The organism is Streptomyces sp. NPDC042201 (genome assembly GCF_055582185.1).
Map to the genome: position 1 here is coordinate 640,238 of NZ_JBVJDS010000002.1, position 23,645 is coordinate 663,882.

General features: G+C 69.2%; 22 protein-coding genes and 5 tRNA genes. 16 read left to right on the plus strand and 11 right to left on the minus strand.

Features of this window, described 5'->3' with window-relative positions:
• Window positions 1-97: 97 nt before the first annotated feature.
• Both ACZ6MZ_RS06745 and ACZ6MZ_RS06750 read left to right on the plus strand, forming a co-directional pair.
• On the plus strand, window positions 98-1,681 hold the full coding sequence (locus ACZ6MZ_RS06745; protein WP_469350238.1) for an acyl-CoA carboxylase subunit beta: 1,584 nt from the start codon (window positions 98-100) through the stop codon (window positions 1,679-1,681).
• 47 nt (window positions 1,682-1,728) lie between these two features.
• On the plus strand, window positions 1,729-1,932 hold the full coding sequence (locus tag ACZ6MZ_RS06750; protein WP_384192701.1) for an acyl-CoA carboxylase subunit epsilon: 204 nt from the start codon (window positions 1,729-1,731) through the stop codon (window positions 1,930-1,932).
• A 101-nt stretch (window positions 1,933-2,033) separates the two neighbouring features.
• Here ACZ6MZ_RS06750 and ACZ6MZ_RS06755 read toward each other — a convergent pair whose 3' ends face one another.
• The 8 genes from ACZ6MZ_RS06755 to ACZ6MZ_RS06790 form a co-directional block, all read right to left on the minus strand.
• Window positions 2,034-2,615 (minus strand): GTP-binding protein, encoded by a 582-nt coding sequence (locus tag ACZ6MZ_RS06755; RefSeq protein WP_031229389.1) that lies wholly within the window; start codon window positions 2,613-2,615, stop codon window positions 2,034-2,036.
• On the minus strand, window positions 2,596-3,234 hold the full coding sequence (locus ACZ6MZ_RS06760) for a DUF742 domain-containing protein (RefSeq protein ID WP_469350240.1): 639 nt from the start codon (window positions 3,232-3,234) through the stop codon (window positions 2,596-2,598). The genes ACZ6MZ_RS06755 and ACZ6MZ_RS06760 overlap by 20 nt, the downstream gene beginning before the upstream one ends.
• A gap of 91 nt (window positions 3,235-3,325) precedes the next feature.
• Window positions 3,326-3,739: a roadblock/LC7 domain-containing protein gene (locus ACZ6MZ_RS06765; protein ID WP_010984131.1), complete on the minus strand. Its 414-nt coding sequence runs from the start codon at window positions 3,737-3,739 to the stop codon at window positions 3,326-3,328.
• A gap of 10 nt (window positions 3,740-3,749) precedes the next feature.
• Window positions 3,750-6,956, minus strand: a complete 3,207-nt coding sequence (locus ACZ6MZ_RS06770; RefSeq protein ID WP_469350241.1) for a sensor histidine kinase — start codon at window positions 6,954-6,956, stop codon at window positions 3,750-3,752.
• Window positions 6,957-7,294: 338 nt separating this feature from the next.
• Entirely contained in the window at window positions 7,295-7,876 is a 582-nt protein-coding gene (locus ACZ6MZ_RS06775) for a GTP-binding protein (RefSeq protein ID WP_189282429.1), read from the minus strand.
• Complete coding sequence (locus ACZ6MZ_RS06780; RefSeq protein WP_030351795.1) at window positions 7,857-8,264, minus strand: DUF742 domain-containing protein; 408 nt, start codon at window positions 8,262-8,264, stop codon at window positions 7,857-7,859. Before ACZ6MZ_RS06780 ends, ACZ6MZ_RS06775 begins: the two co-directional genes overlap by 20 nt.
• Window positions 8,265-8,374: 110 nt before the next feature.
• On the minus strand, window positions 8,375-8,788 hold the full coding sequence (locus tag ACZ6MZ_RS06785; protein ID WP_030351794.1) for a roadblock/LC7 domain-containing protein: 414 nt from the start codon (window positions 8,786-8,788) through the stop codon (window positions 8,375-8,377).
• Window positions 8,789-8,797: 9 nt separating this feature from the next.
• Window positions 8,798-12,535 carry a sensor histidine kinase gene (locus ACZ6MZ_RS06790; protein ID WP_469350244.1) on the minus strand — a complete coding sequence of 1,246 codons (3,738 nt, stop codon included), beginning with the start codon at window positions 12,533-12,535 and terminating at the stop codon, window positions 8,798-8,800.
• A gap of 574 nt (window positions 12,536-13,109) precedes the next feature.
• Here ACZ6MZ_RS06790 and ACZ6MZ_RS06795 point away from each other — a divergent pair.
• The 8 genes from ACZ6MZ_RS06795 (at window position 13,110) to ACZ6MZ_RS06830 (ending at window position 16,367) form a co-directional block, all read left to right on the plus strand.
• Complete coding sequence (locus ACZ6MZ_RS06795) at window positions 13,110-13,286, plus strand: hypothetical protein (RefSeq protein WP_389787958.1); 177 nt, start codon at window positions 13,110-13,112, stop codon at window positions 13,284-13,286.
• Window positions 13,287-13,421: 135 nt separating this feature from the next.
• Window positions 13,422-14,207, plus strand: a complete 786-nt coding sequence (locus ACZ6MZ_RS06800) for a fumarylacetoacetate hydrolase family protein (RefSeq protein ID WP_469350248.1) — start codon at window positions 13,422-13,424, stop codon at window positions 14,205-14,207.
• On the plus strand, window positions 14,200-15,690 hold the full coding sequence (gltX, locus tag ACZ6MZ_RS06805) for a glutamate--tRNA ligase (protein ID WP_469350249.1): 1,491 nt from the start codon (window positions 14,200-14,202) through the stop codon (window positions 15,688-15,690). The genes ACZ6MZ_RS06800 and gltX overlap by 8 nt, the downstream gene beginning before the upstream one ends.
• 201 nt (window positions 15,691-15,891) lie before the next feature.
• Window positions 15,892-15,963: transfer RNA gene (locus ACZ6MZ_RS06810), tRNA-Gln, on the plus strand.
• A gap of 20 nt (window positions 15,964-15,983) precedes the next feature.
• A tRNA-Glu gene (locus ACZ6MZ_RS06815) sits at window positions 15,984-16,056 on the plus strand.
• A 61-nt stretch (window positions 16,057-16,117) separates the two neighbouring features.
• Window positions 16,118-16,190 (plus strand) — tRNA-Glu (locus ACZ6MZ_RS06820).
• Window positions 16,191-16,206: 16 nt separating this feature from the next.
• A tRNA-Gln gene (locus ACZ6MZ_RS06825) sits at window positions 16,207-16,278 on the plus strand.
• Between the two features lie 16 nt (window positions 16,279-16,294).
• Window positions 16,295-16,367 (plus strand) — tRNA-Glu (locus ACZ6MZ_RS06830).
• Window positions 16,368-16,556: 189 nt separating this feature from the next.
• On the opposite strand, the gene ndgR is transcribed toward ACZ6MZ_RS06830, so the two are convergent.
• Window positions 16,557-17,273, minus strand: a complete 717-nt coding sequence (gene ndgR / locus ACZ6MZ_RS06835) for an IclR family transcriptional regulator NdgR (protein WP_266495357.1) — start codon at window positions 17,271-17,273, stop codon at window positions 16,557-16,559.
• 182 nt (window positions 17,274-17,455) lie between these two features.
• Between ndgR and leuC the strand changes: the two genes are divergently transcribed.
• The 4 genes from leuC (at window position 17,456) to ACZ6MZ_RS06855 (ending at window position 20,629) form a co-directional block, all read left to right on the plus strand.
• Entirely contained in the window at window positions 17,456-18,892 is a 1,437-nt protein-coding gene (gene leuC, locus ACZ6MZ_RS06840; RefSeq protein WP_469350251.1) for a 3-isopropylmalate dehydratase large subunit, read from the plus strand.
• Between the two features lie 2 nt (window positions 18,893-18,894).
• A complete protein-coding gene (gene leuD, locus ACZ6MZ_RS06845) occupies window positions 18,895-19,503 on the plus strand; it encodes a 3-isopropylmalate dehydratase small subunit (RefSeq protein ID WP_469350253.1) in 609 nt (202 codons plus the stop codon).
• A gap of 104 nt (window positions 19,504-19,607) precedes the next feature.
• Window positions 19,608-19,835, plus strand: coding sequence for an SCO5555 family protein (locus ACZ6MZ_RS06850; protein WP_389787966.1), 228 nt, complete (start codon window positions 19,608-19,610; stop codon window positions 19,833-19,835).
• A 143-nt stretch (window positions 19,836-19,978) separates the two neighbouring features.
• Window positions 19,979-20,629, plus strand: a complete 651-nt coding sequence (locus ACZ6MZ_RS06855; RefSeq protein ID WP_389787968.1) for an HU family DNA-binding protein — start codon at window positions 19,979-19,981, stop codon at window positions 20,627-20,629.
• 158 nt (window positions 20,630-20,787) lie between these two features.
• Here ACZ6MZ_RS06855 and ACZ6MZ_RS06860 read toward each other — a convergent pair whose 3' ends face one another.
• Window positions 20,788-20,991, minus strand: coding sequence for a hypothetical protein (locus tag ACZ6MZ_RS06860; protein ID WP_384184550.1), 204 nt, complete (start codon window positions 20,989-20,991; stop codon window positions 20,788-20,790).
• A gap of 30 nt (window positions 20,992-21,021) precedes the next feature.
• Window positions 21,022-21,711: a 2-phospho-L-lactate guanylyltransferase gene (cofC, locus tag ACZ6MZ_RS06865; RefSeq protein WP_469350255.1), complete on the minus strand. Its 690-nt coding sequence runs from the start codon at window positions 21,709-21,711 to the stop codon at window positions 21,022-21,024.
• A gap of 157 nt (window positions 21,712-21,868) precedes the next feature.
• Between cofC and ACZ6MZ_RS06870 the strand changes: the two genes are divergently transcribed.
• Both ACZ6MZ_RS06870 and ACZ6MZ_RS06875 read left to right on the plus strand, forming a co-directional pair.
• Entirely contained in the window at window positions 21,869-22,621 is a 753-nt protein-coding gene (locus ACZ6MZ_RS06870; protein WP_389787971.1) for a lysophospholipid acyltransferase family protein, read from the plus strand.
• On the plus strand, window positions 22,618-23,619 hold the full coding sequence (locus ACZ6MZ_RS06875; protein WP_389787972.1) for an NAD(P)H-dependent glycerol-3-phosphate dehydrogenase: 1,002 nt from the start codon (window positions 22,618-22,620) through the stop codon (window positions 23,617-23,619). Before ACZ6MZ_RS06870 ends, ACZ6MZ_RS06875 begins: the two co-directional genes overlap by 4 nt.
• Window positions 23,620-23,645: the final 26 nt, after the last annotated feature.

A 23,645-nucleotide genomic window follows, 5' to 3' on the forward strand; every position in this document is an offset into this window, starting at 1 on the left:
TCGGGCCGGGTTCTGTCCAGGCCCACCAGGAATACAGCCAGGAGACTGTGTGGAGTCGACGGCGCGTTTTCCGGGGTGCTGTTCGTAGGGTTGGTACATGACCGTAGTGGACGAGACGCCGAGCGAACCCGCCGACGCCCGGGGGCGTGTGGCCGAACTGCACGCCTTGCGTGAGCAGGCCCGCCGAGGACCCAGCGACCGTGCGACCGAGGCCCAGCGTGCCAAGGGCAAGCTGACCGCCCGTGAGCGCATCGACCTGCTGCTCGACGAGGGGTCGTTCAAGGAGGTCGAACAGCTGCGCAGGCACCGCGCGACCGGCTTCGGCCTGGAGGCCAAGAAGCCGTACACCGACGGTGTCATCACGGGCTGGGGCACCGTCGAGGGCCGTACGGTCTTCGTGTACGCCCATGACTTCCGGATCTTCGGCGGCGCCCTGGGCGAGGCCCACGCCACCAAGATCCACAAGATCATGGACATGGCCATCTCGGCCGGTGCCCCGCTGGTCTCGCTGAACGACGGCGCGGGCGCCCGTATCCAGGAGGGCGTCTCCGCGCTCGCCGGCTACGGCGGCATCTTCCAGCGCAACACCCGCGCCTCCGGCGTCATCCCGCAGATCAGCGTGATGCTCGGCCCGTGCGCGGGCGGCGCCGCCTACAGCCCGGCTCTCACGGACTTCGTGTTCATGGTCCGTGAGACCTCGCAGATGTTCATCACCGGCCCGGACGTGGTCAAGGCCGTCACCGGTGAGGAGATCACCCAGAACGGACTCGGCGGCGCCGATGTGCACGCCGGGACCTCGGGCGTCGCGCACTTCGCCTACGACGACGAGGAGACCTGCATCGCCGAGGTGCGCTACCTCCTGTCGATGCTTCCGCAGAACAACCGCGAGAATCCGCCCACGGTCCCGTCCGAGGACCCCGCGGACCGCCGCTCCGACGTTCTGCTCGATCTGGTCCCCTCGGACGGCAACCGCCCGTACGACATGCACAAGGTGATCGAGGAGCTCGTCGACGAGGGCGACTTCCTGGAGATCCACGAGCGCTGGGCCACCAATATCATCTGCGCCCTCGCCCGGCTGGACGGCCAGGTCATCGGCATCGTCGCCAACCAGCCGCAGTCCCTCGCGGGCGTCCTGGACATCGAAGCGTCCGAGAAAGCTGCGCGCTTTGTCCAGATGTGTGATGCTTTCAATATCCCCATCGTGACGCTGCTGGATGTCCCCGGCTTCCTGCCGGGCGTCGACCAGGAGCACGGGGGAATCATCAGGCACGGCGCCAAGCTCCTCTACGCTTACTGCAACGCCACCGTGCCCCGGATCTCCCTGATCCTCCGCAAGGCATACGGAGGCGCGTACATCGTCATGGACTCCCAGTCCATCGGGGCCGACCTCACCTACGCGTGGCCCACCAACGAGATCGCGGTGATGGGCGCCGAGGGTGCCGCCAATGTCATCTTCCGCAAGCAGATCGCCGAGGCCGAGGACTCCGAGGCCATGCGGGCCCGCATGGTCAAGGAATACAAGGCCGAGCTGATGCATCCCTACTACGCGGCCGAGCGCGGCCTCGTGGACGACGTCATCGACCCCGCGGAGACGCGAGAGGTGCTCGCCGGTGCGCTGGCGATGCTCCGTACCAAGCACGCCGATCTGCCGTCGCGCAAGCACGGCAACCCCCCGCAGTAATCCCGCGCCCCGCGCCCTTCTGCCGAGAAGACGGAGACACGACCTCCATGAGCGATCCCACGAACGAATCCCTGCTGCGCGTCGAGAAGGGTCACGCCGACCCGGAAGAGCTCGCCGCCCTCACCGCCATCCTGATGGCCCGCGCCGCGGCCCAGCCCGAGGCCCCGGCCCACCGCGGCCGCTCCACCGCCGGCTGGCGCCGGCTGGAGCGCACGCCCGGCTTCCGCGCCCCGCACAGCTGGCAGGGCTGAGCCTCCGGGGCGCCTTGCCCCGTAGCACCACAGCAGACAGCGGCCCCCGCACTCCTTCGAGTGCGGGGGCCGCTGTATGACCTCGTACGGTCTCCGGAGCGCTACCGGAGTCGTGCCATGAGGGCGTGTTCGACGAGGGTGATGAGTCCGCTTTTGGCGTCGGCGCGGTGGCGGGCGTCGGTGGTGATGATGGGGGTGTCGGGGCCGATCTGGAGTGCTTCGCGTACTTCGTCGGGGGTGTAGGGCTGGTGTCCGTCGAAGCCGTTGAGGGCGATGACGAAGGGGAGTCCTGAGTTTTCGAAGTAGTCGACTGCGGGGAAGCAGTCGGCGAGGCGGCGGGTGTCGACGAGGACGACGGCGCCGATGGCGCCGCGGACGAGGTCGTCCCACATGAACCAGAAGCGGTCCTGTCCGGGGGTGCCGAAGAGGTAGAGGATGAGGTCTTGGTCGAGGGTGATGCGGCCGAAGTCCATGGCCACGGTGGTGGTGGTCTTGTCTCCGGTGTGGGTGAGGTCGTCGATGCCGGCTGATGCGCTGGTCATGACGGCTTCGGTACGCAGCGGGTTGATCTCCGAGACGGCGCCGACGAACGTGGTCTTGCCCACGCCGAAGCCGCCCGCCACCACGATCTTCGCGCTGGTGGTTGAGCGGGCTGCACCGCCGCTAGAGCTTGCGAAGTCCACTGAGCACCCTTTCGAGCAGTGTCACGTCTGGTTGTCCCCCGACGGCCTCGTCGCCGCCGGGCTGATGGATGGCGACAAGCCCGGCCTCCGCCAGGTCGGCAACGAGAATCCGGGCCACGCCGAGGGGGATGGAAAGGAGCGCCGAAATCTCGGCGACCGATTTGATCTCGAAACACAGTCGGCAGATCCGCTGATGCTCGGGCAACTGCCCTTGCAGCTGGGACGGATCCGCCGTCGTACTGACCAGCGCCTCGATGGCGAGCTGGTATCGCGGCCGGGTCCGGCCGCCGGTCATGGCGTACGGGCGCACCAACGGGTTGTGCGCGCCCATGGAGTGATCGGGTTCGGGGGAGCGCCGCGGCTGCACCGGCTGGATGCGGGGCTGTCGCGGCTGGTCGTACGACTCGTCCGGCTGGTCGTACGGCTGGTGTTGCTGTTGCTGTTGCTGCTGCGGCGGTTGGTAGGGCTGCTGGGATCCGCGTCCGCCGCTCTGGTCCCCCTGATCGCCCAGACCGCTCTGTCTGCTCGGCGTGGAGGGGAAGTTGAAGCGGTTCCGGACATGCTCACCCGGGGACCGTTGGACACCGTCATAGGGATGTCCGTCTGGGGGTGTAGCCACGTTTCCTCCTCCGACTGCCGGCCGTCGGTCCATGTCCTGCGGAGCTGTGCCACCGCACCCTACGGTGCGGTGGCACGTAGCGCACTGTCTGTCAGTTGAGCAGACTTCCCTGGAGCTCGGCGCGCAGGTCCGGGGTGAGGACCGTACCGGCGCGGTCGACCAGAAGCGCCATCTCGTAGCCCACCAGGCCGATATCGGCCTCGGGGTGGGCGAGCACGGCCAGCGAGGAGCCGTCGGAGATGGACATGAGGAAGAGGAAACCGCGCTCCATCTCGACGACGGTCTGGTTCACGGCGCCGCCCTCGAAGATCCGGGACGCCCCCGCGGTCAGCGAGGTCAGACCGGACGCCACGGCCGCGAGCTGATCGGCGCGGTCACGCGGGAAACCTTCGGACATGGCCAGCAGGAGTCCGTCGGCGGAGACCACCACGGTGTGGGACACCCCAGGGGTGTTGTCCACAAAGTTGGTGATCAACCAGTTCAGATTCTGCGCCGCCTGGCTCATCGGGCTCACACTAACGCTCCTGGTGGTAGGTGCTGCCCGGGCCGTGGCCCGGTCCGTTCGTGTCCGCTCCCGCATCGCGTCCCCGCTGGACGCCGCGCCGCAGGTTGCTCAACCTGCCACGCACGTCCTCCGGGGCGCGGGAGACCTGGGGGCCGCCCTGCGGAGTCTGTTCCGCCGTTCCCTCGACCAGGTTGGCCTTGGGTACGCGGCGGGGGAGACCGGACGAGGTGACCCCGCCCGCCTTGGGCTCACGGAGCTTCTCCGCCCGCTGCCAGCGATCGTCGTTCGTCGAACGCCAGTCTTCGGAGCCGTCCGCCTCGCTCTGCCCGTTCAGCGGGGTCTGGCCACTCTGGCCGGTCTGACCACTCTGGCCGGTCTGACCATTCTGGCCGGTCTCGCCGGCCTGACCGGTCTGGCCGGCCTGTCCGGAGTCCTCACCGGCCGGCTGCCACTGCTGCGGCTGCTGGCTGCCGCCTCGGCGGGGCAGGCCCGCTTCGGTCAGCGCGTGGCTGGTGCTCGGAGACGGACCCGGACGGTCGAAGCCTACGCGGTCCGAAGCGATCTTGGGACCGGCCTGGGCAGATTCCGTTTCCTGCCGCGGACCGGATTCGTACGTGGGCTGATACGTGGACTGACCGGCCCACTCACCCTGCTGGACCGCCTCCGGATAGCTCTGCGGCTGGTCGCCCTGATATCCGTTGGACGGCTGGTACGCGTCGGGCGCGGGATAGCCCTCGTAACCGGTCTGCTGGTGCTCAGGACCGCTCTCCTGCGGCGTGTACCGGCCGTCGACCTCCTCGCGGTACTGGCCGTCGGCCTGGTCGCGGAAGACCGGCTTCTTGCTGTCCGGCGCGGCCTCCAGCGCGGCCGGCCGCTTCTCGCGCTTCCGGCCGCGGCTGACCGCGTCGAGCGGGCGGGGCGGATCCGCCGGCGGCCGGTCGTAGCGGGAGTCGTCGAAGCCCAGGTCCGCCGCGGTCAGCATGGGAGCGGTCGGGAAGACCTGCTCCTCCGCCGGCTCCGGCTGGTCCGGGATGATCTGCGAGACGGTGAAGTCGTCGGCCGCGGCCGGCTCGCCGCCGCCCCCGCCGTGGGTGATCGCGTCGGGGAGCATGACCAGCGACGTCGTACCGGCCTGCTCGCCCGAGGGGCGCAACTGGACGCGGATGCCGTGCCGGTCGGCGAGACGGCCGACCACGAAGAGCCCCATGCGCTGGGAGACGGCGGCGTCCACGGTCGGCGGGTTGGCCAGCTTGTGGTTGATGTCCGCGAAGTCCTCGGCGGTGAGGCCGATGCCCTTGTCATGGATCTCGATCATCACGCGGCCGTCGGGCAGCCGGGTCGCGGTGACCCGGACCTTCGTCTGCGGCGAGGAGAACGTGGTGGCGTTCTCCAGCAGTTCGGCGAGCAGGTGCACCAGGTCGGTCACGGACTGGCCGTGGATGTCCGTCTCGGGGACGCCGGTCAGCTCGATGCGCTCGTACGACTCGACCTCGGAGGAGGCGGCGCGGAGCACGTCCACCAGCGGCACCGGCTGGTTCCAGCGGCGGCCCGGCTCCTCGCCCGCGAGGACCAGGAGGTTCTCGCCGTTACGGCGCATCCGGGTCGCGAGGTGGTCCAGCTTGAACAGGGACGCCAGCTGGTCCGGATCGCCCTCGTTGTTCTCCAGGTCCGTGATCAGGGTCAGCTGGCCCTCGATCAGTGACTGGTTGCGGCGCGACAGATTGGTGAAGATCGCATTGACGTTGCCGCGGAGCATGGCCTGCTCGGCCGCGAGCCTGACCGCTTCACGGTGGACCTGGTCGAAGGCGCGGGCCACCTCGCCGATCTCGTCGCGCGAATCGATCGGAATCGGCTGGACGCGGGTGTCGACCCGGGCGGGTTCCGCGCGGGAGAGCTGGTCGACCAGCATCGGCAGCCGCTGCTCGGCGATGCCGAACGCGGCCGTACGCAGCGACCGCATCGAGCGGCTCATCTGCCGGGCCATCATCCCGGCCAGGATGAAGGCGGCCAGCAGGGCGATCAGCACGATGGCGCCGTTGGTGATGGCGTCGTCCCTGGCGTTGCCCGAGATCTGCGCGGCGTCGGCCACGGCCTTGTCGACCAGGTCCCGTTCGATCACCGTGTAGCCGTCGAACTTGGCGGTGGAGGCGGCCATCCACGCCTCGGGCGTGACACCGCGCCCCGCGAGCCGCTCGGGGTTGTCACCGGTGGCGATGGCCGCGACCATGCCGTCGAAGACGGAGCCCTCCAGGCTCGGCGGGGCGGTGAAGTCCTGGCCGGCGGCAGCGGCCTGCTCCTCGGCGGTGGCGAGCTTCTTGGCCCCTTCGGCCGCCTTCTCCTTCATGACGTCCTGGAGCGTGACGGTGTCCGCCGCGGTGCCGCCGGAGACGTACTCGCCGACGGCGATGTCCTCCAGATAGGCGTACGACGAGAAGGCGATCGACTGGCCGTTCCTGACGTCGTCCTTCTGGCTCGGTCTGACCAGCAGATGCATGCCGATGGAGCGCTGCAGCGACTCGGCGGCCTTGGCGAGCTGGAGCGCGTAGACGGTACGGCCGTAGCTGGTGATGTTGCCGGTGCCCAGACCCAGCTCGTTGGCGAACTCCATGAGGGAGTGCTGTACCAGCACATAGCCCTCTTCGGTCGCCACCGGACCGCCGTTGTCGCCGGTCTTGTCCGGGGTCTCGACCCCCGCGGTGTACGCGGTCTTCCTGAGCGCGTCGAGTTTGGGCTCTTCGCTTCTGAACAGGCTGAGACGGCGCTCCAGGCCCTCGGTCGCGGGCATGTCCCGCACCGCCACGTCGAACTTCTTCTTCGCCGCGTCCGTGGTCGCGCGGGCCTGGCCGACGACCGGCGCGTCACGCTTGTTGGTCAGCAGCGGCTGAGCGGTGAGATCACGCTCGTTGAGCAGTGCCTGACCGTATTCCGAGGCGGCCCGTACGACGAGCGCCGTCCGCTCGGCGTCCTGTGCTTCCTGCCAGGTGTCGATGGACCCTTTGACCTGAAAGCCGCCCATCACCAGCCCGACGAGCACGGGTATGAGGAGGATCGCGTTCAGCCGGGTCGGCACCCGCCAGTTGCGGGGGGCGAGCCGGCTGGAACTGCCGACGGACGAGGCCGTGCCGGTCGCGGCCGCAGGCGGCACCGCTGCGCGCGGCGGCGGGGTGAAATTGCCCCGCGCCTGCTGCCCCGCGGAGCTCGTCTTGCTTCGCCTCACTCGACCAACAACCTCTCGGCGTCGGCACCTACGTTGTGCCGTTTTTCGTTCAGGGCCGTACTACTCGGGAGTTCTCGAATTCCAGCACGGGGAACGGTCCCATTCCAAACAGCAGGAATCAGCCATTCCGAGCGGTCCAAGCCTCCGATAAAACGGGCATAAAGAACGAGCCCCGTCAAAAGGCGGGGCTGATGTGAGCGCAGCGGTACCAGCCGAGTGCGTCGGGTGTCCGGAGCCGGTGAATTCTCTGTCGAAATGTTATGAACACGGAGGCGGGCCGTGTCAAAAGACACAGCCCACCTCCGAGACTGTCTACGACAACTGCCGTATTGGGCCGTCTACTTGAGTCGTGCCATGAGGGCGTGTTCGACGAGGGTGATGAGTCCGCTTTTGGCGTCGGCGCGGTGGCGGGCGTCGGTGGTGATGATGGGGGTGTCGGGGCCGATCTGGAGTGCTTCGCGTACTTCGTCGGGGGTGTAGGGCTGGTGTCCGTCGAAGCCGTTGAGGGCGATGACGAAGGGGAGTCCTGAGTTTTCGAAGTAGTCGACTGCGGGGAAGCAGTCGGCGAGGCGGCGGGTGTCGACGAGGACGACGGCGCCGATGGCGCCGCGGACGAGGTCGTCCCACATGAACCAGAAGCGGTCCTGTCCGGGGGTGCCGAAGAGGTAGAGGATGAGGTCTTGGTCGAGGGTGATGCGGCCGAAGTCCATGGCCACGGTGGTGGTGGTCTTGTCTCCGGTGTGGGTGAGGTCGTCGATGCCGGCTGATGCGCTGGTCATGACGGCTTCGGTACGCAGCGGGTTGATCTCCGAGACGGCGCCGACGAACGTGGTCTTGCCCACGCCGAAGCCGCCCGCCACCACGATCTTCGCGCTGGTGGTTGAGCGGGCCGCACCGCCGCTAGAGCTTGCGAAGTCCACTGAGCACCCTTTCGAGCAGTGTCACATCCGGCGTGCCGCCGGCCTCTCCGTTACCCGGCTGATGGATGGCGACCATGCCCGCCTCCGCCAGGTCGGCCACCAGAATGCGCGCGACGCCGAGCGGCATCGTCAGCAGCGCCGACACCTCCGCCACCGACTTGACCTCACGGCACAGGTGGCAGATCCGCTGGTGCTCGGGGAGCAGGGTGGCGAGATGGGCCGGGTCTGCTGTCGTACTGACCAGCGCCTCGATGGCGAGCTGGTACCGCGGCCGGGTCCGGCCGCCGGTCATGGCGTACGGACGTACCAGCGGCTGGTCGCCTTCAGGGCCGTACGACGCGTCCACTGAGGCGCCGTACGGATCGTGAGAGGCGGGTGGCGGGGTCATGAATCCTCCGGGCGTGACAGCAGGATGTCTGCGTGCCGTCTGACTTGGCCGGTGGGGGGCCGGTTGGGCGGCCTGACGGTGATGGAGCTTGGGGGACGTGCCTGGAAGCCTCAGTGCAACAGACTTCCCTGCAGCTCGGCGCGCAGGTCCGGGGTGAGAACCGTACCGGCGCGGTCGACCAGGAGGGCCATTTCGTATCCCACCAGCCCGATGTCGCACTCGGGGTGGGCGAGCACGGCCAGAGAGGAACCGTCGGAGACGGACATGAGGAAGAGGAAGCCGCGCTCCATCTCCACCACGGTCTGGTTGACCGGGCCACCTTCGAAGATCCGGGACGCCCCCGCGGTCAGCGAGGTCAGACCGGACGCCACGGCCGCGAGCTGATCGGCGCGGTCGCGGGGGAAGCCCTCGGACATGGCCAGCAGAAGTCCGTCGGCGGAGACCACCACGGTGTGGGACACCCCAGGGGTGTTGTCCACGAAGTTGGTGATCAACCAGTTCAGATTCTGCGCAGCCTGACTCATCGGACTCAACTAACGCTCCTGCTGGTGAGAGGTGCCGAGGTTGAAGCCGCTGTTCGCCGGGCCGGTGTTGCCCGCCTGACGACCCTGCTGAATACCCCGACGGAGATTGGTCAGCCGGCCGCGTACGTCAGCAGGCGCACGCGAAACCTGCGGACCGGCCTGGTTGTTCTGTTCCTGCGCGGTGCCGGGCACCAGATTGGCGCGCGGTACCCGGCGGGGCAGACCGGAGGTGGTGATACCGCCCGCGGCGGGCTTTTTGACCCGCTCGGCCTGGCGTACCAGCTCGTCGTTGGGCGACGTGCGCCAGGAGGATGTGACGCCGGCGCCGTTGGCACCCGAGCTGTTCGCGCCCGGGCCGTTGGAGGGCTCGCGCTGCGGCATCGGTTCACGCCGCGGCATCTGCGGCGGGCCCTGCTGCTGCGGCGCTGACGGCGGCTGCGGCTGGCCGCCACCCTGCTGCTGTGTGCCGTGGAACCAGTTGGTCTCCAGGGAGTCGAACAGCGGAGTGCGGCCGTCACCGGGACCGGCCGGAGGCAGGGCCTCGGGCTGCGGCTGCGGCGGCAGGCTCGGCTGCCGGTACCCGCCCTGCGAACCGGGCGCCGGGGACGGCGCCGGGGGCCGCGGAGCGTTGAAGTCCTGCTGGGCCGAGTTGTAGTCCTGCTGCGGAGCGCTGTAGTCCGACGACGCGCGATAGCCGGACTGCGGGGTGTAGCCCTGCTGGGCGTTGTAGTCCTGGGCGTAGCCCGCCGGGGCGTTGAAATCCGGACGGGGGAACTGGGCCGTGGACGCGGGGTCGGGACGGCCGTCGTCGTACGGGGCGTTCTGGTCCGGCCGGGGCCCGTTGAAGTCCGGGCGCTGGAACTCGGAGGTGGAGCCGGGACCTTGCTGCTCGGCCGTCGGGCGGGCGTACTGGCCGGTGGAGTCGTGCTCCTCGTGGCCGCGCGGCGCGTCCAGCGAGGGGCGCTGCGACTGCTCGCTGCCCCAGCTGGTGGTCTGCGGGCGCTGCTGCTGCGGGTTGCCACCGGGCAGCTCGGCGCGCGGTCCGCCGGGCGGCGGGAGCTGCCGGCCGCGGTCGGGGGCGCCGCCCTGCTGGAAGGCGTTCTGGGCGCGGCCGCTGAAGCCGTTCTGGCCCCCCTGGCCGGACCTGACGCCCTGGCCGGCCTCGCTGTTCGGACCGGCCGGAGTGCCGGGACGGTCCGTACGGCCATGACCCGGGCCCTGGCCGCCCTGACCCTGGCCGCCCTGACCCTGGCCGCCCTGGCCCTGGGCCGGAGCGCCGAAGGCGTTCTGGCCGAAGACACTCGGCTGGCCCGAGCCCTGACGCTGCGGGTCCTGCGGTCCGCCCTGGGTGTCACGGGCCGGCAGTGCGGCGCGCGGGCTCGCACCCGCGCCGACCTGGCCGCGCGGCGCACCCGCGCCGAGCCGGCCGGGAGCCGATGAGCCGCCGGGGCCCGTGCTCAGACCGGGACGGTCGCCACCGGGCGTACCGGGACCGCCGGTCAACTGGCCGCCGGGAGCGCCGGGCGCCTGGCCCACGCCGCCCTGGCCACCGGGACCGACACCCGCGCCGGGCCTGCCGACCGGGCTCTTCTTGCCGCCGTGGGCGACATCGACCGGCAGCATGACCAGCGCGGTCGTACCGCCGGAGTCGGAGGGGCGCAGCTGGATCCGGATGCCGTGCCGCAGGGACAGCCGGCCGACCACGAACAGACCCATGCGGCGCGAGACCGAGACATCCACGGTGGGCGGCGAGGCGAGCCGCTCGTTGATCGCGGCGAGGTCCTCGGGGGAGAGGCCGATACCGGTGTCGTGGATCTCGACGAGGACGCGTCCGTCGGGCAGCGCGTGACCGGTGACGCGGACCTTCGTCTGCGGCGAGGAGAACGAGGTCGCGTTCTCCAGCAGCTCGGCGAGCAGGTGCACCAGGTCGTTGACGACGCGTCCGGCGACCTCGGTGCCGGGCACCGAGGAGAGTTCGATGCGCTCGTACTGCTCCACCTCGGAGGCGGCGGCGCGGAGCACGTCGACCAGCGGGACCGGCCGGGTCCACCGTCGGCCCGGCTCCTCACCCGCGAGGACCAGGAGGTTCTCGCCGTTACGGCGCATACGGGTCGCGAGGTGGTCGAGCTTGAAGAGCGAGGACAGCTGGTCCGGGTCGGCCTCACGGGACTCGAGCTCGGAGATCAGGGACAGCTGACGCTGGATGAGGCCCTGGCTGCGGCGCGAGAGGTTGGTGAACATCGCGTTGACGTTGCCCCGGAGGAGCGCCTGCTCCGCGGCGAGGCGGACCGCCTCACGGTGCACGTCGTCGAAGGCCGTGGCGACCTGTCCGATCTCGTCCCGGGAGTGCACACCGACCGACTCGACGGAGGTGTCGACGTCCTGCGGGTCCGACTCCGAGAGCTGCTTGACCAGTTCGGGCAGCCGTTCCTGGGCGACCTTGGTCGCCGTGTCCTGCAGCCGGCGCAGCGAGCGGATCATGGAGCGGGCGACCACGAAGGCGCCGACGAGCGAGACGCCGAGGACGACGAGGATCAGCGCACCGTTGATGAGCGCGTCGCGCTGCGACTGCTCACGCAGCTCACGGGCCTTGCCCTCCATCTCGCCCAGCAGCGTGGCCTCGATGGTCTTCATCGCGTTGATCCGGATGGTCGACTGGTCGGTCCAGTCCAGATACGAGCGGTTGGGCTGCCTCCGCAGCTCCCCGGCGGTGCCCAGCACGCGGTCCGCGTACTTCTCCGCCGCCTGGATCTCCGAGTTGCCCTGGCCGTTGAGCGGGGCCATCAGCTCTTCGGCGTCGCCGCCGATGGACTCGTACAGCCAGCTGAAGGAGGTGAGGGCGTTCTTCTCCTTGGTCGCCGCGGCCAGACCGTAGAGACGGTCGTTCTCGGTGAGCGTGCCCTTTTTCTTCGGGTCGGCCGGCAGCGAGGCGGCGATGACCGCCCGCTGGATGGAGGCGTACTCCTTGGCGGACGAGAACGCGGCCAGCGCACGGGTCCGCTTGATCATGTCCGGGTTGCTGGTCGCCTGCGCCATGTCCTGCGAGAGGCTCAGCAGCGAGTCGATCAGTCCGCTGTACGCGTCGACCGTCAGGGAGTCCGAGTCCGAGCCGGAGGTGTAGGCGCCCTGGCGGATCTCGTTGATCTTGTTGACCTGGGTGGCGATCTGGCTGACGTTGGTGCGGATGCTCTCCAGCGCCTGGTCGCCGTCGGTGTTGCCGATGTCCCGGGTGGCGTTGAGGAAGGCCTTCTTCGCCCGGTCCGTCTTCGTGCGGCGGTCCTGGACCTTGAAGTCCTTGGAGTCCCCGCCGTTGGTGAGCGGACCGGCGGAGTCGTCACGCTCCGCCTGGAGCGCGGCGGCGAGGCTGGTCGCCTCCTTGGTCATCTTCGTCAGCAGCTGCATGTGCTCCAGCTGCTGCATGTCGTTCAACGACTCGTTGATCCTGAGGCCGCCCAGCGTGGTGGCCGCGACCACCGGCAGGGTGAGCAGAGCCACCAGGCGGGTACTGATGCGCCAGTTGCGCAGGGCTATGCGTGAGCCCGCGTCCGCCGGCCCCGTGGCGTTCGGCGTGCCCGAAGGCCCGTCGCCGCCCGGCGCCGTCCCCGGGTGCCCGCCTCGGCCGCCGGTCTCGCCGGAAGGTGCCGGACCCGGGTTCTGGGTGTGCTGGGGCGAGGAGCCGCGGTCGGTTCCGCCACGGGACTCCTGCTCCGCCGCAGCGCTGCTATCCCTCTTGAAACGTCCCTGCACTAGCGTCGCAACCTCTGGACCAGGCGTCCCCCCGCAACGGCGGGACGGTGTCGGCGTCGTGGGGCGCGAAAAACGCTCCCCATGGTGGTCGTGAGTGACCGGCGCTTGCTCCCCTTCCCCGCCGCCACTCGGCGCTGCGTTGCGCCCCTGCGCGCCGGTTTGAAACCCGCGGCGGTGGGGGGAATTCCAGCACAGTGCAGGATCTCCAACAAGGGCCGAGGGCCGGGGTGTGACCTGTATGACACGGTGTGAGCGGGGAGTCACCAGCCGTAGAAAATGTTCACGGATGAAACGGGCTTTTACGGGCGAGTCACTTACGGGTGGGGGGTGTCCCAGTCCTGATGATCAGCAGCGGAATGGAACGTTCAGTAGGGCAATGTCCGTTTTCGTGACTACCCGTCGCTGTCCGTAATGGGGTAAATGCCTGTCGAGTCGTGAGCAAACTCACACGGAGATCGTCTATGGATCGCCGCGCGGGTGGGGAATCGGATGTTTAGCCTGACGCTTTACAGGGATGGCATATCCGACAACCGGCGCCCCGGCGCCCCTCATCCGACAGGGTCTGACACCACAGATGAAGACGACGATGATGTTCCGCAACACCGCCAACCCCCGGCGCACCACGCTGGCGCATCTGAAGGACGCCGAGAACCTGGTCCCCACGGAGCAGCCGGAACATGCCGTCGTCCTGCCGAACCGGACCGCCAATCCCCGCCGTACGACCCTGATGGACGCACCGGTCGCGCAGTAGGTTCCGGCCCGGCCCGGATTTTCTTGATCCACATCGTCCGCCCGCACTGTAATACGCGAGGCGGTCCCTTCACGCCGCGTTAGCCTGGAGCGTCAGTCTCCAGACCACACAGCAAGTGAGGGGCGACAGCATCCCGTGCGCATCGCCAGATTCTCCATCGACGGCAATGTCGCCTTCGGCGCGGTCGAGGGCGAAGGCAGCGGCGACCCCGCCGGCCTCGTCCTCGACGTCATCAAGGGCATTCCGTACGCCGACTTCGAGCTCTCCGGCACCAAGGTCCCGCTGAGCAAGGTCCGGCTGCTCCCGCCGGTGCTCCCCAACAAGGTCGTGGCCATCGGCCGCAACTACGCGGAGCACGCGGCGGAGATGGGCAACGAGATCCCCGAGGTGCCGGTCGCCTTCTTCAAGCCCACCACCTCGGTGATCGGCTCCGGAGACGCGATCGAGTACCCCTCCTTCTCGAACGAGGTCCACTACGAGGCGGAACTGGCCGTCGTCATCGGCCGGATGTGCCGCGAGGTCCCTCGGGAGCGCGTCAAGGACGTCATCTTCGGCTACACCTGCGCCAATGACGTCACCGCGCGCGACGCCCAGCAGCGCGAGAAGCAGTGGGCCCGCGCCAAGGGCTTCGACACCTCGTGCCCCCTCGGCCCCTGGGTGGAGACCGACCTCGACCCCGCCGACCTCACCATCCAGTGCACGGTCAACGGCGAACAGCGCCAACTCGGCCGTACGAGCGAGATGGTCCGCTCCGTCGAGGACCTCATCGTGCACATCACCGAGGCCATGACCCTGCTCCCGGGCGACGTCATCCTCACGGGCACCCCCGCCGGGGTCGGCCCCCTCAGCGTCGGCGACGAGGTCGCCGTCACCATCGAAGGCATCGGCACTCTCACCAACAGGGTGATCAAGCGTGGCTAGCGCACACAGCGGTACAGGCAAGCACGTACGCGTACGGTTCTGCCCCTCCCCGACCGGCAACCCCCATGTGGGTCTGGTCCGCACCGCCCTGTTCAACTGGGCGTTCGCCCGTCACCACGGCGGCACCATGGTCTTCCGTATCGAGGACACCGACGCGGCGCGCGACTCCGAGGAGTCGTACGGGCAGCTGCTCGACGCGATGCGCTGGCTGGGGTTCGACTGGGACGAGGGCCCCGAGATCGGCGGCCCGCACGCGCCGTACCGCCAGTCGCAGCGGATGGACATCTACCGCGACACCGCCGAGAAGCTGCTCGCCGCCGGTCACGCGTACCACTGCTACTGCACCACCGAGGAGCTGGACGCCCGCCGCGAGGCCGCCCGCGCCGCGGGCCGGCCCTCCGGCTACGACGGCCACTGCCGCGACCTGACCGCGGAGCAGAAGGCGGCGTACGAGGCCGAGGGCCGCACCTTCATCGTCCGCTTCCGGATGCCCGACGAGCCGATCACCTTCACCGACCTGGTCCGCGGCGAACTGACCTTCACCCCGGAGAACGTCCCGGACTACGGCATCGTCCGCGCCAACGGCGCCCCGCTCTACACGCTCGTCAACCCGGTCGACGACGCGCTGATGGAGATCACGCACGTCCTGCGCGGCGAGGACCTGCTCTCCTCCACCCCGCGTCAGGTCGCGCTCTACAAGGCGCTGATCGAGCTGGGCATCGCCAAGGACATCCCGGCGTTCGGGCATCTCCCGTACGTCATGGGCGAGGGCAACAAGAAGCTCTCGAAGCGCGACCCGCAGGCATCCCTCAACCTCTACCGTGAGCGCGGGTTCCTGCCCGAGGGGCTGCTCAACTACCTCTCGCTGCTCGGCTGGTCCCTCTCCGCGGACCGCGATCTCTTCTCGATGGAGGAGATGGTCGCCGCGTTCGACGTCGCGGACGTCAACGCCAATCCGGCGCGCTTCGACCTGAAGAAGGCCGAGGCGATCAACGCGGACCACATCCGGCAGCTGGACGAGAAGGCGTTCATCGACGCCTGCGGCCCCTGGCTGAAGGCCCCGCACGCGCCGTGGCCGGCGGAGTCCTTCGACGCGGCCGCCTTCGAGACGCTGGCCCCGCTGGCCCAGACCCGGCTCACCGTCCTCTCGGACATCACGGCCAACGTCGACTTCCTCTTCCTCGACGAGCCGGCCCAGGACGAGGCGTCCTGGGCCAAGGCCATGAAGCCGGGCGCGGACGCGCTGCTGGCCACCGCCCGTACGAAGATCGCCGAGGCGGAGTGGAACACCGAGGCGCTGAAGAACGCGGTCCTCGCGGCCGGTGAGGAGCACGGGCTCAAGCTGGGCAAGGCCCAGGCCCCGGTCCGGGTCGCCGTCACGGGCCGCACGGTGGGTCTGCCGCTCTTCGAGTCCCTGGAGATCCTGGGCCGCGAGCGCACGCTGTCCCGTATCGACGCGGCCCTGGCGAAGCTGACGGCCTGAGGCAGGCTCAGGGAGGGCGGGCCGCGCCGGGAAGGCCCGCCCTCCCGGGCCGCCCGCGCCGCGCCCCGACCGCGTTGATACTCGTTTTGGAGCGCTGTCCACCTTCGGGTAATGTTCTTCCTGCGCCGCCCGAGAGGGCCGAAAGGTCCGGCAAGGTAGCGCAAACCAAACAAACCCCCACGTGTGGGGGTTGAGTTTTGGTGGGCTATGGTGTAATTGGCAGCACGACGGTTTCTGGTTCCGTTAGTCTAGGTTCGAGTCCTGGTAGCCCAGCGCAGACGCTTTTCTGCAATGCCCCCGTTGTGTAGCGGCCTAGCACGCTGCCCTCTCACGGCAGTAGCGCCGGTTCGAATCCGGTCGGGGGTACAGATCCTTCTCTCCGATGCTTTCGGGTCGCACCCGGACGCGTCGATGCAGGATCGCTAGGGCCCCCGTTGTGTAGCGGCCTAGCACGCTGCCCTCTCACGGCAGTAGCGCCGGTTCGAATCCGGTCGGGGGTACGTGCAGTAATCACCATGGGCTATGGTGTAATTGGCAACACGACGGTTTCTGGTTCCGTTGTTCTAGGTTCGAGTCCTGGTAGCCCAGCTGGACTTTGGTCCATGCCCCCGTTGTGTAGCGGCCTAGCACGCTGCCCTCTCACGGCAGTAGCGCCGGTTCGAATCCGGTCGGGGGTACAGAACGAGAAGGCCCTCCGCAGCGCGGAGGGCCTTCTCGCGTTTCGTCGTCAACCGCCATTGCCGGAGCGCCTGTTGGGTCCGGCCCGGCCGCTGCGGCGTCGAAGCGGCCGGGCCGGGACACACGGAAGAGGCCGGCCGGGCGGGGTTGACCGTACGTGAACGAACGGGTGGGGTGGGTGACGGCGCTCAGCCGGTACGGCGCAGGGCCTCGCTCAGCCGTCCCGCCGCGTCGATCACGGCCTGCGCGTGCATACGGCCGGGATGCCGGGTGAGCCGCTCGATCGGCCCGGATACCGAGACCGCGGCGACCACGCGGTTCGAGGGGCCGCGCACCGGCGCGGAGACCGACGCCACGCCCGGCTCACGCTCGCCGATCGACTGGGCCCAGCCCCTGCGCCGTACGCCCGAGAGCGCCGTCGCCGTGAACCGTGCCCCCTGCAGACCGCGGTGCAGCCGCTCCGGCTCCTCCCAGGCCATCAGGATCTGGGCCGAGGAGCCGGCCTTCATGGTGAGGGTGGAGCCGACCGGGACCGTGTCCCGCAGACCCGAGAGCCGCTCCGCCGCCGCCACGCATATCCGCATGTCGCCCTGGCGGCGGTAGAGCTGGGCGCTCTCACCGGTCATGTCCCGCAGGTGGGTGAGTACGGGTCCGGCCGTGGCCAGCAGGCGGTCCTCGCCGGCCGCGGCGGCCAGCTCGGCCAGCCGCGGGCCGAGAATGAACCGGCCCTGCATGTCCCTCGCCACCATCCGGTGGTGTTCCAGAGCCACGGCCAGCCGGTGTGCCGTGGGTCGTGCGAGCCCGGTCGCCGCGACCAGCCCGGCGAGGGTGGCCGGACCGGACTCCAGGGCGCTCAGTACGAGAGCAGCCTTGTCGAGAACGCCGACGCCGCTAGAGTTGTCCATGAAACGATACTCGCGTCTCACTCTGTGAAACGCAAGTTCAATTTCCCAGGGAACTTGCCACCCTGTATGTACGGGCCCGCGGACCATCGGGTCCTCAGCCGATGTCCGGCAGGTGGGGGACGGACGTGGGCCCCCATATCTCTAGGAGCGCCGGCCGCACGAGGCCGGCCGGAGGGAACGCGATGGGTAGGACACTCGCGGAGAAGGTCTGGGACGATCATGTCGTCCGGCGCGCAGAGGGCGAGCCCGACCTCCTCTTCATCGATCTGCACCTGCTGCACGAGGTGACCAGCCCCCAGGCATTCGACGGCCTCCGTATGAGCGGACGGCAGGTCCGGCGGCTCGACCTCACCATCGCGACCGAGGACCACAACACCCCGACCCTAGACATCGACAAGCCCATCGCCGACCCGGTCTCCCGTGTCCAGTTGGAGACGCTCCGTAAGAACTGCGCCGACTTCGGCGTCCGGCTGCACCCGCTGGGCGATGTCGAGCAGGGCGTCGTCCATGTCGTGGGCCCGCAGCTGGGGCTGACCCAGCCCGGCACCACCGTGGTCTGCGGCGACAGCCACACCTCCACCCACGGCGCCTTCGGCGCGCTGGCGTTCGGCATCGGCACCAGCCAGGTCGAGCATGTCCTGGCCACCCAGACCCTGCCGCTGGCCCGCCCCAGGACCATGGCCATCACGGTCGAGGGCGAACTGCCCGACAGCGTCACCGCCAAGGACCTGATCCTGGCCATCATCGCCAGGATCGGCACCGGCGGCGGCCAGGGCTACATCCTCGAATACCGGGGCTCGGCCATCGAGAAGCTCTCGATGGAGGCCCGGATGACCATCTGCAACATGTCGATCGAGGCCGGCGCCAGGGCGGGCATGATCGCTCCGGACGAGACCACCTTCGCCTATCTGAAGGGCCGCGACCACGCCCCCGAGGGCGCGGACTGGGACGCGGCGCTCACGTACTGGCGGACGCTGCGCACCGACGACGACGCGGTCTTCGACGCCGAGGTCTTCATCGACGCCGCCGAACTGGCCCCGTTCGTCACCTGGGGCACCAACCCCGGCCAGGGCGCCCCGCTCTCCGCACACGTCCCCGACCCGGCTTCGTACGAGGACGCCTCGGAGCGCCACGCCGCCGAAAAGGCCCTGGAATACATGGGGTTGACCGCCGGGCAGGCGCTGCGTGACATCAAGGTCGACACCGTCTTCGTAGGCTCCTGCACCAACGGCCGTATCGAGGACCTGCGCTCGGCGGCCTCGATCCTGGACGGCCGCAAAGTCGCCGACGGACTGCGGATGCTGGTGGTCCCCGGCTCGGTACGGGTCGCGCTCCAGGCCGTGGCAGAGGGCCTGGACAAGGTCTTCACCGCCGCCGGAGCCGAATGGCGGCACGCGGGCTGTTCGATGTGCCTGGGCATGAACCCCGACCAACTCGCGCCCGGCGAGCGCTCCGCGTCCACCTCCAACCGCAACTTCGAGGGCAGGCAGGGCAAGGGCGGCCGCACGCATCTGGTCTCTCCCCAGGTCGCCGCCGCCACCGCCGTGCTGGGCCATCTGGCCTCGCCCGCCGATCTGTCCGACGCCGACGCCGCCCGTACGCCCGCTGGAGCGCGATAACCATGGAAGCCTTCACCACGCACACCGGCCGGGCCGTACCGCTGCGCCGCAGCAACGTCGACACCGACCAGATCATCCCGGCGCACTGGCTCAAGAAGGTCACCCGCGACGGCTTCGAGGACGGGCTCTTCGAGGCCTGGCGCAAGGACCCCGCGTTCGTCCTCAACCAGCCCGAGTACGCGGGGGCCACGGTGCTGGTCGCCGGCCCCGACTTCGGTACGGGATCCTCCCGCGAACACGCCGTCTGGGCGCTGCAGAACTACGGTTTCAAGGCCGTCATCTCCTCCCGGTTCGCCGACATCTTCCGTGGCAACTCGCTCAAGAACGGTCTGCTGACCGTGGTTCTGGAGCAGCCGGTCGTGGACGCCCTGTGGGAGATCGTGGAGAGCGACCCCACGGCCGAGATCGCCGTGGACCTGGAGCAGCGCCAGGTCCGGGCGGCCGCCGCCGACGGGGCGGAGCTGACGGCCGATTTCGAGCTGGACGAGAACGCCCGCTGGCGGTTGCTGAACGGCCTTGACGACATCAGCCTCACCCTTCAGAACGAAGCGGACATCGCCACCTACGAGGCGGCCAGGCCCTCCTTCAAACCGCGCACGATTACCGCCTGATCAGCGCTTTTCCCCTACTGCACCCCCTGCCGTCCGGCAGGGGGTGCAGTTGCTTGTTGAGACCCCGTCGGGCGACAACTCGCCCCAGATGGCACAATCGGTGCATGGAACGCGACAATCAACTCAAGCTCTACGGGTTGGTCGCCGAACAACTGAAAGAAGCGCACACACGGGTGCGTGGACTGCAAGTCCCGGAGGGCGTACGGATGGCGCTCTCCCGGAAGCTGCTGGTCATCACGGCCGCGGCGAAACACGATCTCCCGGGCGCGGCAAGGCGTCTGGAGCGCTTGATGAAGGACCTCGACGAGGGACGTTTTCCCGAAGATGACTGACCTCGGCGGAACTCCGCCAGGTCGACTTCGTTGCGGCACTAGGGTGATTAGCCCGTTTCGTGTTTGATTTGCGGTATATATCTGCCTAACGTGCGAAAAAGCTTGAACACTTTCGTTCTGGCAATGTCTCCGAAGGGGAAGACGTGAACAAGGCGCAGCTCGTAGAAGCGATTGCGGACAAGGTCGGCGGCCGCCAGCAGGCCGCGGACGCGGTCGACGCGGTACTCGACGCGCTCGTCCGCGCGGTGGTCGCGGGCGACCGGGTCTCGGTCACCGGCTTCGGTTCGTTCGAGAAGGTCGACCGTCCGGCCCGTTACGCCCGCAACCCGCAGACGGGTGAGCGCGTGCGGGTCAAGAAGACCTCGGTGCCGCGCTTCCGCGCGGGTCAGGGCTTCAAGGACCTGGTCAGCGGCTCGAAGAAGCTCCCCAAGAACGATGTGGCCGTCAAGAAGGCCCCCAAGGGAAGCCTTTCGGGCGGAGCTTCCACGCGTACGACCGCCAAGGCCGCGGCCAAGAAGGCCACCGCCAAGAAGGCCACGTCGGCGCGGAAGACCGCGGTCAAGAAGACCGCGGCTGTGAAGACCGTGGCGAAGAAGACCAGCGCCACGGCGAAGAAGACCACGGCGAAGAAGACCACGCCGGCGAAGAAGACCGCCAAGAAGGCCACCGCCACGGCCAAGAAGACCGCCGCCAAGAAGACCGCTCCGGCCAAGAAGGCCACCGCCAAGAAGGCGCCCGCGAAGAAGGCCACCGCGCGCTCCACCACCGCGAAGAAGACCATCACGAGGAACTAGTGCCCCTCCAGGAAACGTTTGCCTCGACGGGCGAACATTCCCGGTCGCGGCACTGGTAAGAGGCAGAGGGCCACACGCGCCGGGCCGGGCTCCCCGAGGGGAGCCCGGCCCGCGGCGTTGTACGGGACGCCGTGGCGCGCTCGGCGGGCCCGGCGCGCTCAGAAGGTGTAGAGCGTCACCAGCGTGATCCTGCGGGACGGGCCCTCGCCCTCGGTCTCGACGCGCACCCGCTGGCCGGGCCTGAGCAGCCGCAGCCCGCCGGCGTCGAAGGCCGCGGCGTCGAACTCCACCGGGGTGCCGTCGTCCAGCAGCACACTCCCGCTGCGGGTTTCGGATTCGTATGTGTACGCGGTCGCCTGCATGGCGGCAGCGTATCGGTCGTGCCGTCCCCCTCAGTGCCCCGGCTGCGGCGCCGGCTGCGCCCCCCGCGCCGCGTACCGCAGGGCCGTGTGCGGGCCCAGACCCAGCGCCACGGCCACCAGCAGATCGTCGCCCGTGTCGACGTCCCGCCGTACGGAATCCACCCCGGTCAGCAGAATTTCCACCGCGCCCGAGGACAAATGCCGGTCCCTGGACGGACCGCCGAAAGCCGGATTCAATTCCGCGCCCGGTGCGGCCGCCAGCAATGTCGTACCGAATCCGGCGGCGTCCGCGAGAAAAGCACGCGGAAATTCCGCCGCGGCATCCAGTACCCGGGCCAGCTCACCGGGGCGCAGCGCGGGCAGATCGGCGTTGACCGTGGCCACCGCGGCCCGCGGCCTGACCGCCCTGACCGCCCGCGCCCCATGCGCCAGCGCGGCGTTGAGACCGCCCGCCGGGGTGTCCGGCACGATGCGCGCCCCCAGCGAGGCCAGTTCCGCCGCCGCCGTCGGGTCGTCCGTGACGACCGACACATCCCGTACGACGGCGCAGGCCAGCGCCGCGGCCACGGTGTCCTGCGCGAAGGCGAGGGCCAGCCGCGGACGCAGCGCGTCCGCCGTCGTCCCGGCGAGCCTGCTCTTGGCCAGCCGCAGCGGTTTGAGCGGGACGACCAGGGACCAGCGAGCGGTCGGGTCGGTGTTCGTGGCGAACTCTCCGTCCATGTGTATCGGCCCTCTATTGTGGCCCGGCGCCGTCACGGCCCACAGCCCCGCTCCAGGGGGCGGGGCGTACGGTGTTCTCGACAGTGCAGGGGCCCGGGGCCACACTTGACCCCCGGCAGCCGGGCAGTGAGCCGGGCGCGAAGAGGAAGGTGTACGAGTGTCCCGCCGCAGAATCGGCTTCTGGTACCGCCTGGCGGCGGTCATCGCAAAACCGCCGCTGGTCATTCTGTTCAAGCGGGACTGGCAGGGTCTGGAGCACGTTCCTGCCGACGGCGGATTCATCACCGCGGTCAACCACAACTCCTATCTGGATCCTCTCTCCTACGCTCACTTCCAGTACAACACCGGACGCGTCCCGCGATTCCTGGCAAAGGCCGGGCTCTTCAAGGGTTCCTTTGTCGGCATGATGCTCCGCGGCACCGGACAGATTCCCGTCTACCGCGAGACCACCAACGCGCTGGACGCGTTCCGGGCCGCCGTCGACGCCGTCGAGCGCGGCGAATGCGTCGCCTTCTACCCGGAAGGCACCCTCACCCGCGACCCCGACATGTGGCCGATGGCCGGCAAGACCGGCGCGGCGCGCGTCGCGCTGCTCACCAAGGCCCCGGTCATTCCCGTCGCGCAGTGGGGCGCCAATCTGGCGATGCCGCCGTACGCGACGGAGCACCGCTTCCAGTTCTTCCCCCGCAAGACGCTGCGGGTGCTGGCCGGACCGCCGGTCGATCTCTCCCGGTTCGAGGGCCAGGAGCCCACCCCTGAATTGCTGCGCGAGGCGACCGAGGTGATCATGGCCGCTATCACGGAGCTGCTCTCCGAGGTACGCGGAGAGCCGGTGCCCACGGCCCCGTACGACCATCGTGATGCCAGGGCGGAACAGCGGCGCAAGGCCGCGGAAGAGGGGTCCAAGTGACGCGGGTAGCCGTATTCGGAGCGGGTTCGTGGGGAACGGCGTTCGCCATGATTCTCGCCGACGCGGGCTGCGAGGTGACGATCTGGGGCCGTCGCCGGGAAGTCGCCGAGACCATCAACACCACCCGTACCAACCCCGACTATCTGCCGGGCTTCGAACTGCCCGCCGGCGTACGGGCCACGACCGACCCGGCGGAGGCCGCCCGTGGCGCGGAGTTCACCGTGCTCACCGTGCCCTCGCAGACCCTGCGCGGCAATCTCGCCGAGTGGGCGCCCCTGCTGCCCGCCGACACCGTGCTCGTCTCGCTGATGAAGGGCGTCGAACTCGGCACCGCCAAGCTGATGAGCGAGGTGATCGAAGAGGTCGCCAAGGCACCGGCCGACCGGGTCGCCGTGATCACCGGGCCCAATCTCGCCAAGGAGATCGCCGGCCGTATGCCGGCCGCGGCCGTGGTCGCCTGCCGGGACGAGGCGGTCGCCCAGCGGCTCCAGTCCGCCTGCCACACCCCGTACTTCCGCCCGTACACCAACACCGATGTCGTCGGCTGCGAACTCGGCGGAGCGGTCAAGAACGTGATCGGTCTCGCCGTCGGGATCGCCGACGGCATGGGCCTCGGCGACAACACCAAAGCCTCCCTGATGACCCGCGGCCTCGCCGAGACCACCCGGCTCGGACTGGCCATGGGCGCCGACCCGCACACCTTCTCCGGCCTCGCCGGCATGGGCGACCTGATCGCCACCTGCTCCTCGCCGCTCTCCCGCAACCACACCTTCGGCACCAACCTCGGCCGCGGGATGACGCTCCAGGAGACCATCGCGGTCACCAAGCAGACCGCGGAGGGCGTCAAGTCCTGCGAGTCCGTTCTCGATCTGTCCCGGCGCCACGCCGTCGACATGCCGATCACGGAAACGGTCGTGGACATCGTTCACAACGGTAAGCCGCCGCTCGTCGCGCTGAAGGAGCTGATGTCCCGCAGCGCCAAGCCCGAGCGCCGCTGACTCGGGCGCTACCACCAGGTACTCTC

What these genes read in the sequence shown, in the direction of transcription:
- ACZ6MZ_RS06850 (WP_389787966.1), top strand. Translation starts at nt 19,608, where the DNA reads ATGGAACGCGACAATCAACTCAAGCTCTACGGGTTGGTCGCCGAACAA.
- ndgR (WP_266495357.1), bottom strand. Translation starts at nt 17,273, where the DNA reads ATGGACAACTCTAGCGGCGTCGGCGTTCTCGACAAGGCTGCTCTCGTA.
- ACZ6MZ_RS06860 (WP_384184550.1), bottom strand. Translation starts at nt 20,991, where the DNA reads ATGCAGGCGACCGCGTACACATACGAATCCGAAACCCGCAGCGGGAGT.
- ACZ6MZ_RS06785 (WP_030351794.1), bottom strand. Translation starts at nt 8,788, where the DNA reads ATGAGTCAGGCTGCGCAGAATCTGAACTGGTTGATCACCAACTTCGTG.
- ACZ6MZ_RS06795 (WP_389787958.1), top strand. Translation starts at nt 13,110, where the DNA reads ATGAAGACGACGATGATGTTCCGCAACACCGCCAACCCCCGGCGCACC.
- cofC (WP_469350255.1), bottom strand. Translation starts at nt 21,711, where the DNA reads ATGGACGGAGAGTTCGCCACGAACACCGACCCGACCGCTCGCTGGTCC.
- ACZ6MZ_RS06780 (WP_030351795.1), bottom strand. Translation starts at nt 8,264, where the DNA reads ATGACCCCGCCACCCGCCTCTCACGATCCGTACGGCGCCTCAGTGGAC.
- ACZ6MZ_RS06745 (WP_469350238.1), top strand. Translation starts at nt 98, where the DNA reads ATGACCGTAGTGGACGAGACGCCGAGCGAACCCGCCGACGCCCGGGGG.
- leuC (WP_469350251.1), top strand. Translation starts at nt 17,456, where the DNA reads ATGGGTAGGACACTCGCGGAGAAGGTCTGGGACGATCATGTCGTCCGG.
- ACZ6MZ_RS06750 (WP_384192701.1), top strand. Translation starts at nt 1,729, where the DNA reads ATGAGCGATCCCACGAACGAATCCCTGCTGCGCGTCGAGAAGGGTCAC.
- leuD (WP_469350253.1), top strand. Translation starts at nt 18,895, where the DNA reads ATGGAAGCCTTCACCACGCACACCGGCCGGGCCGTACCGCTGCGCCGC.
- ACZ6MZ_RS06765 (WP_010984131.1), bottom strand. Translation starts at nt 3,739, where the DNA reads ATGAGCCAGGCGGCGCAGAATCTGAACTGGTTGATCACCAACTTTGTG.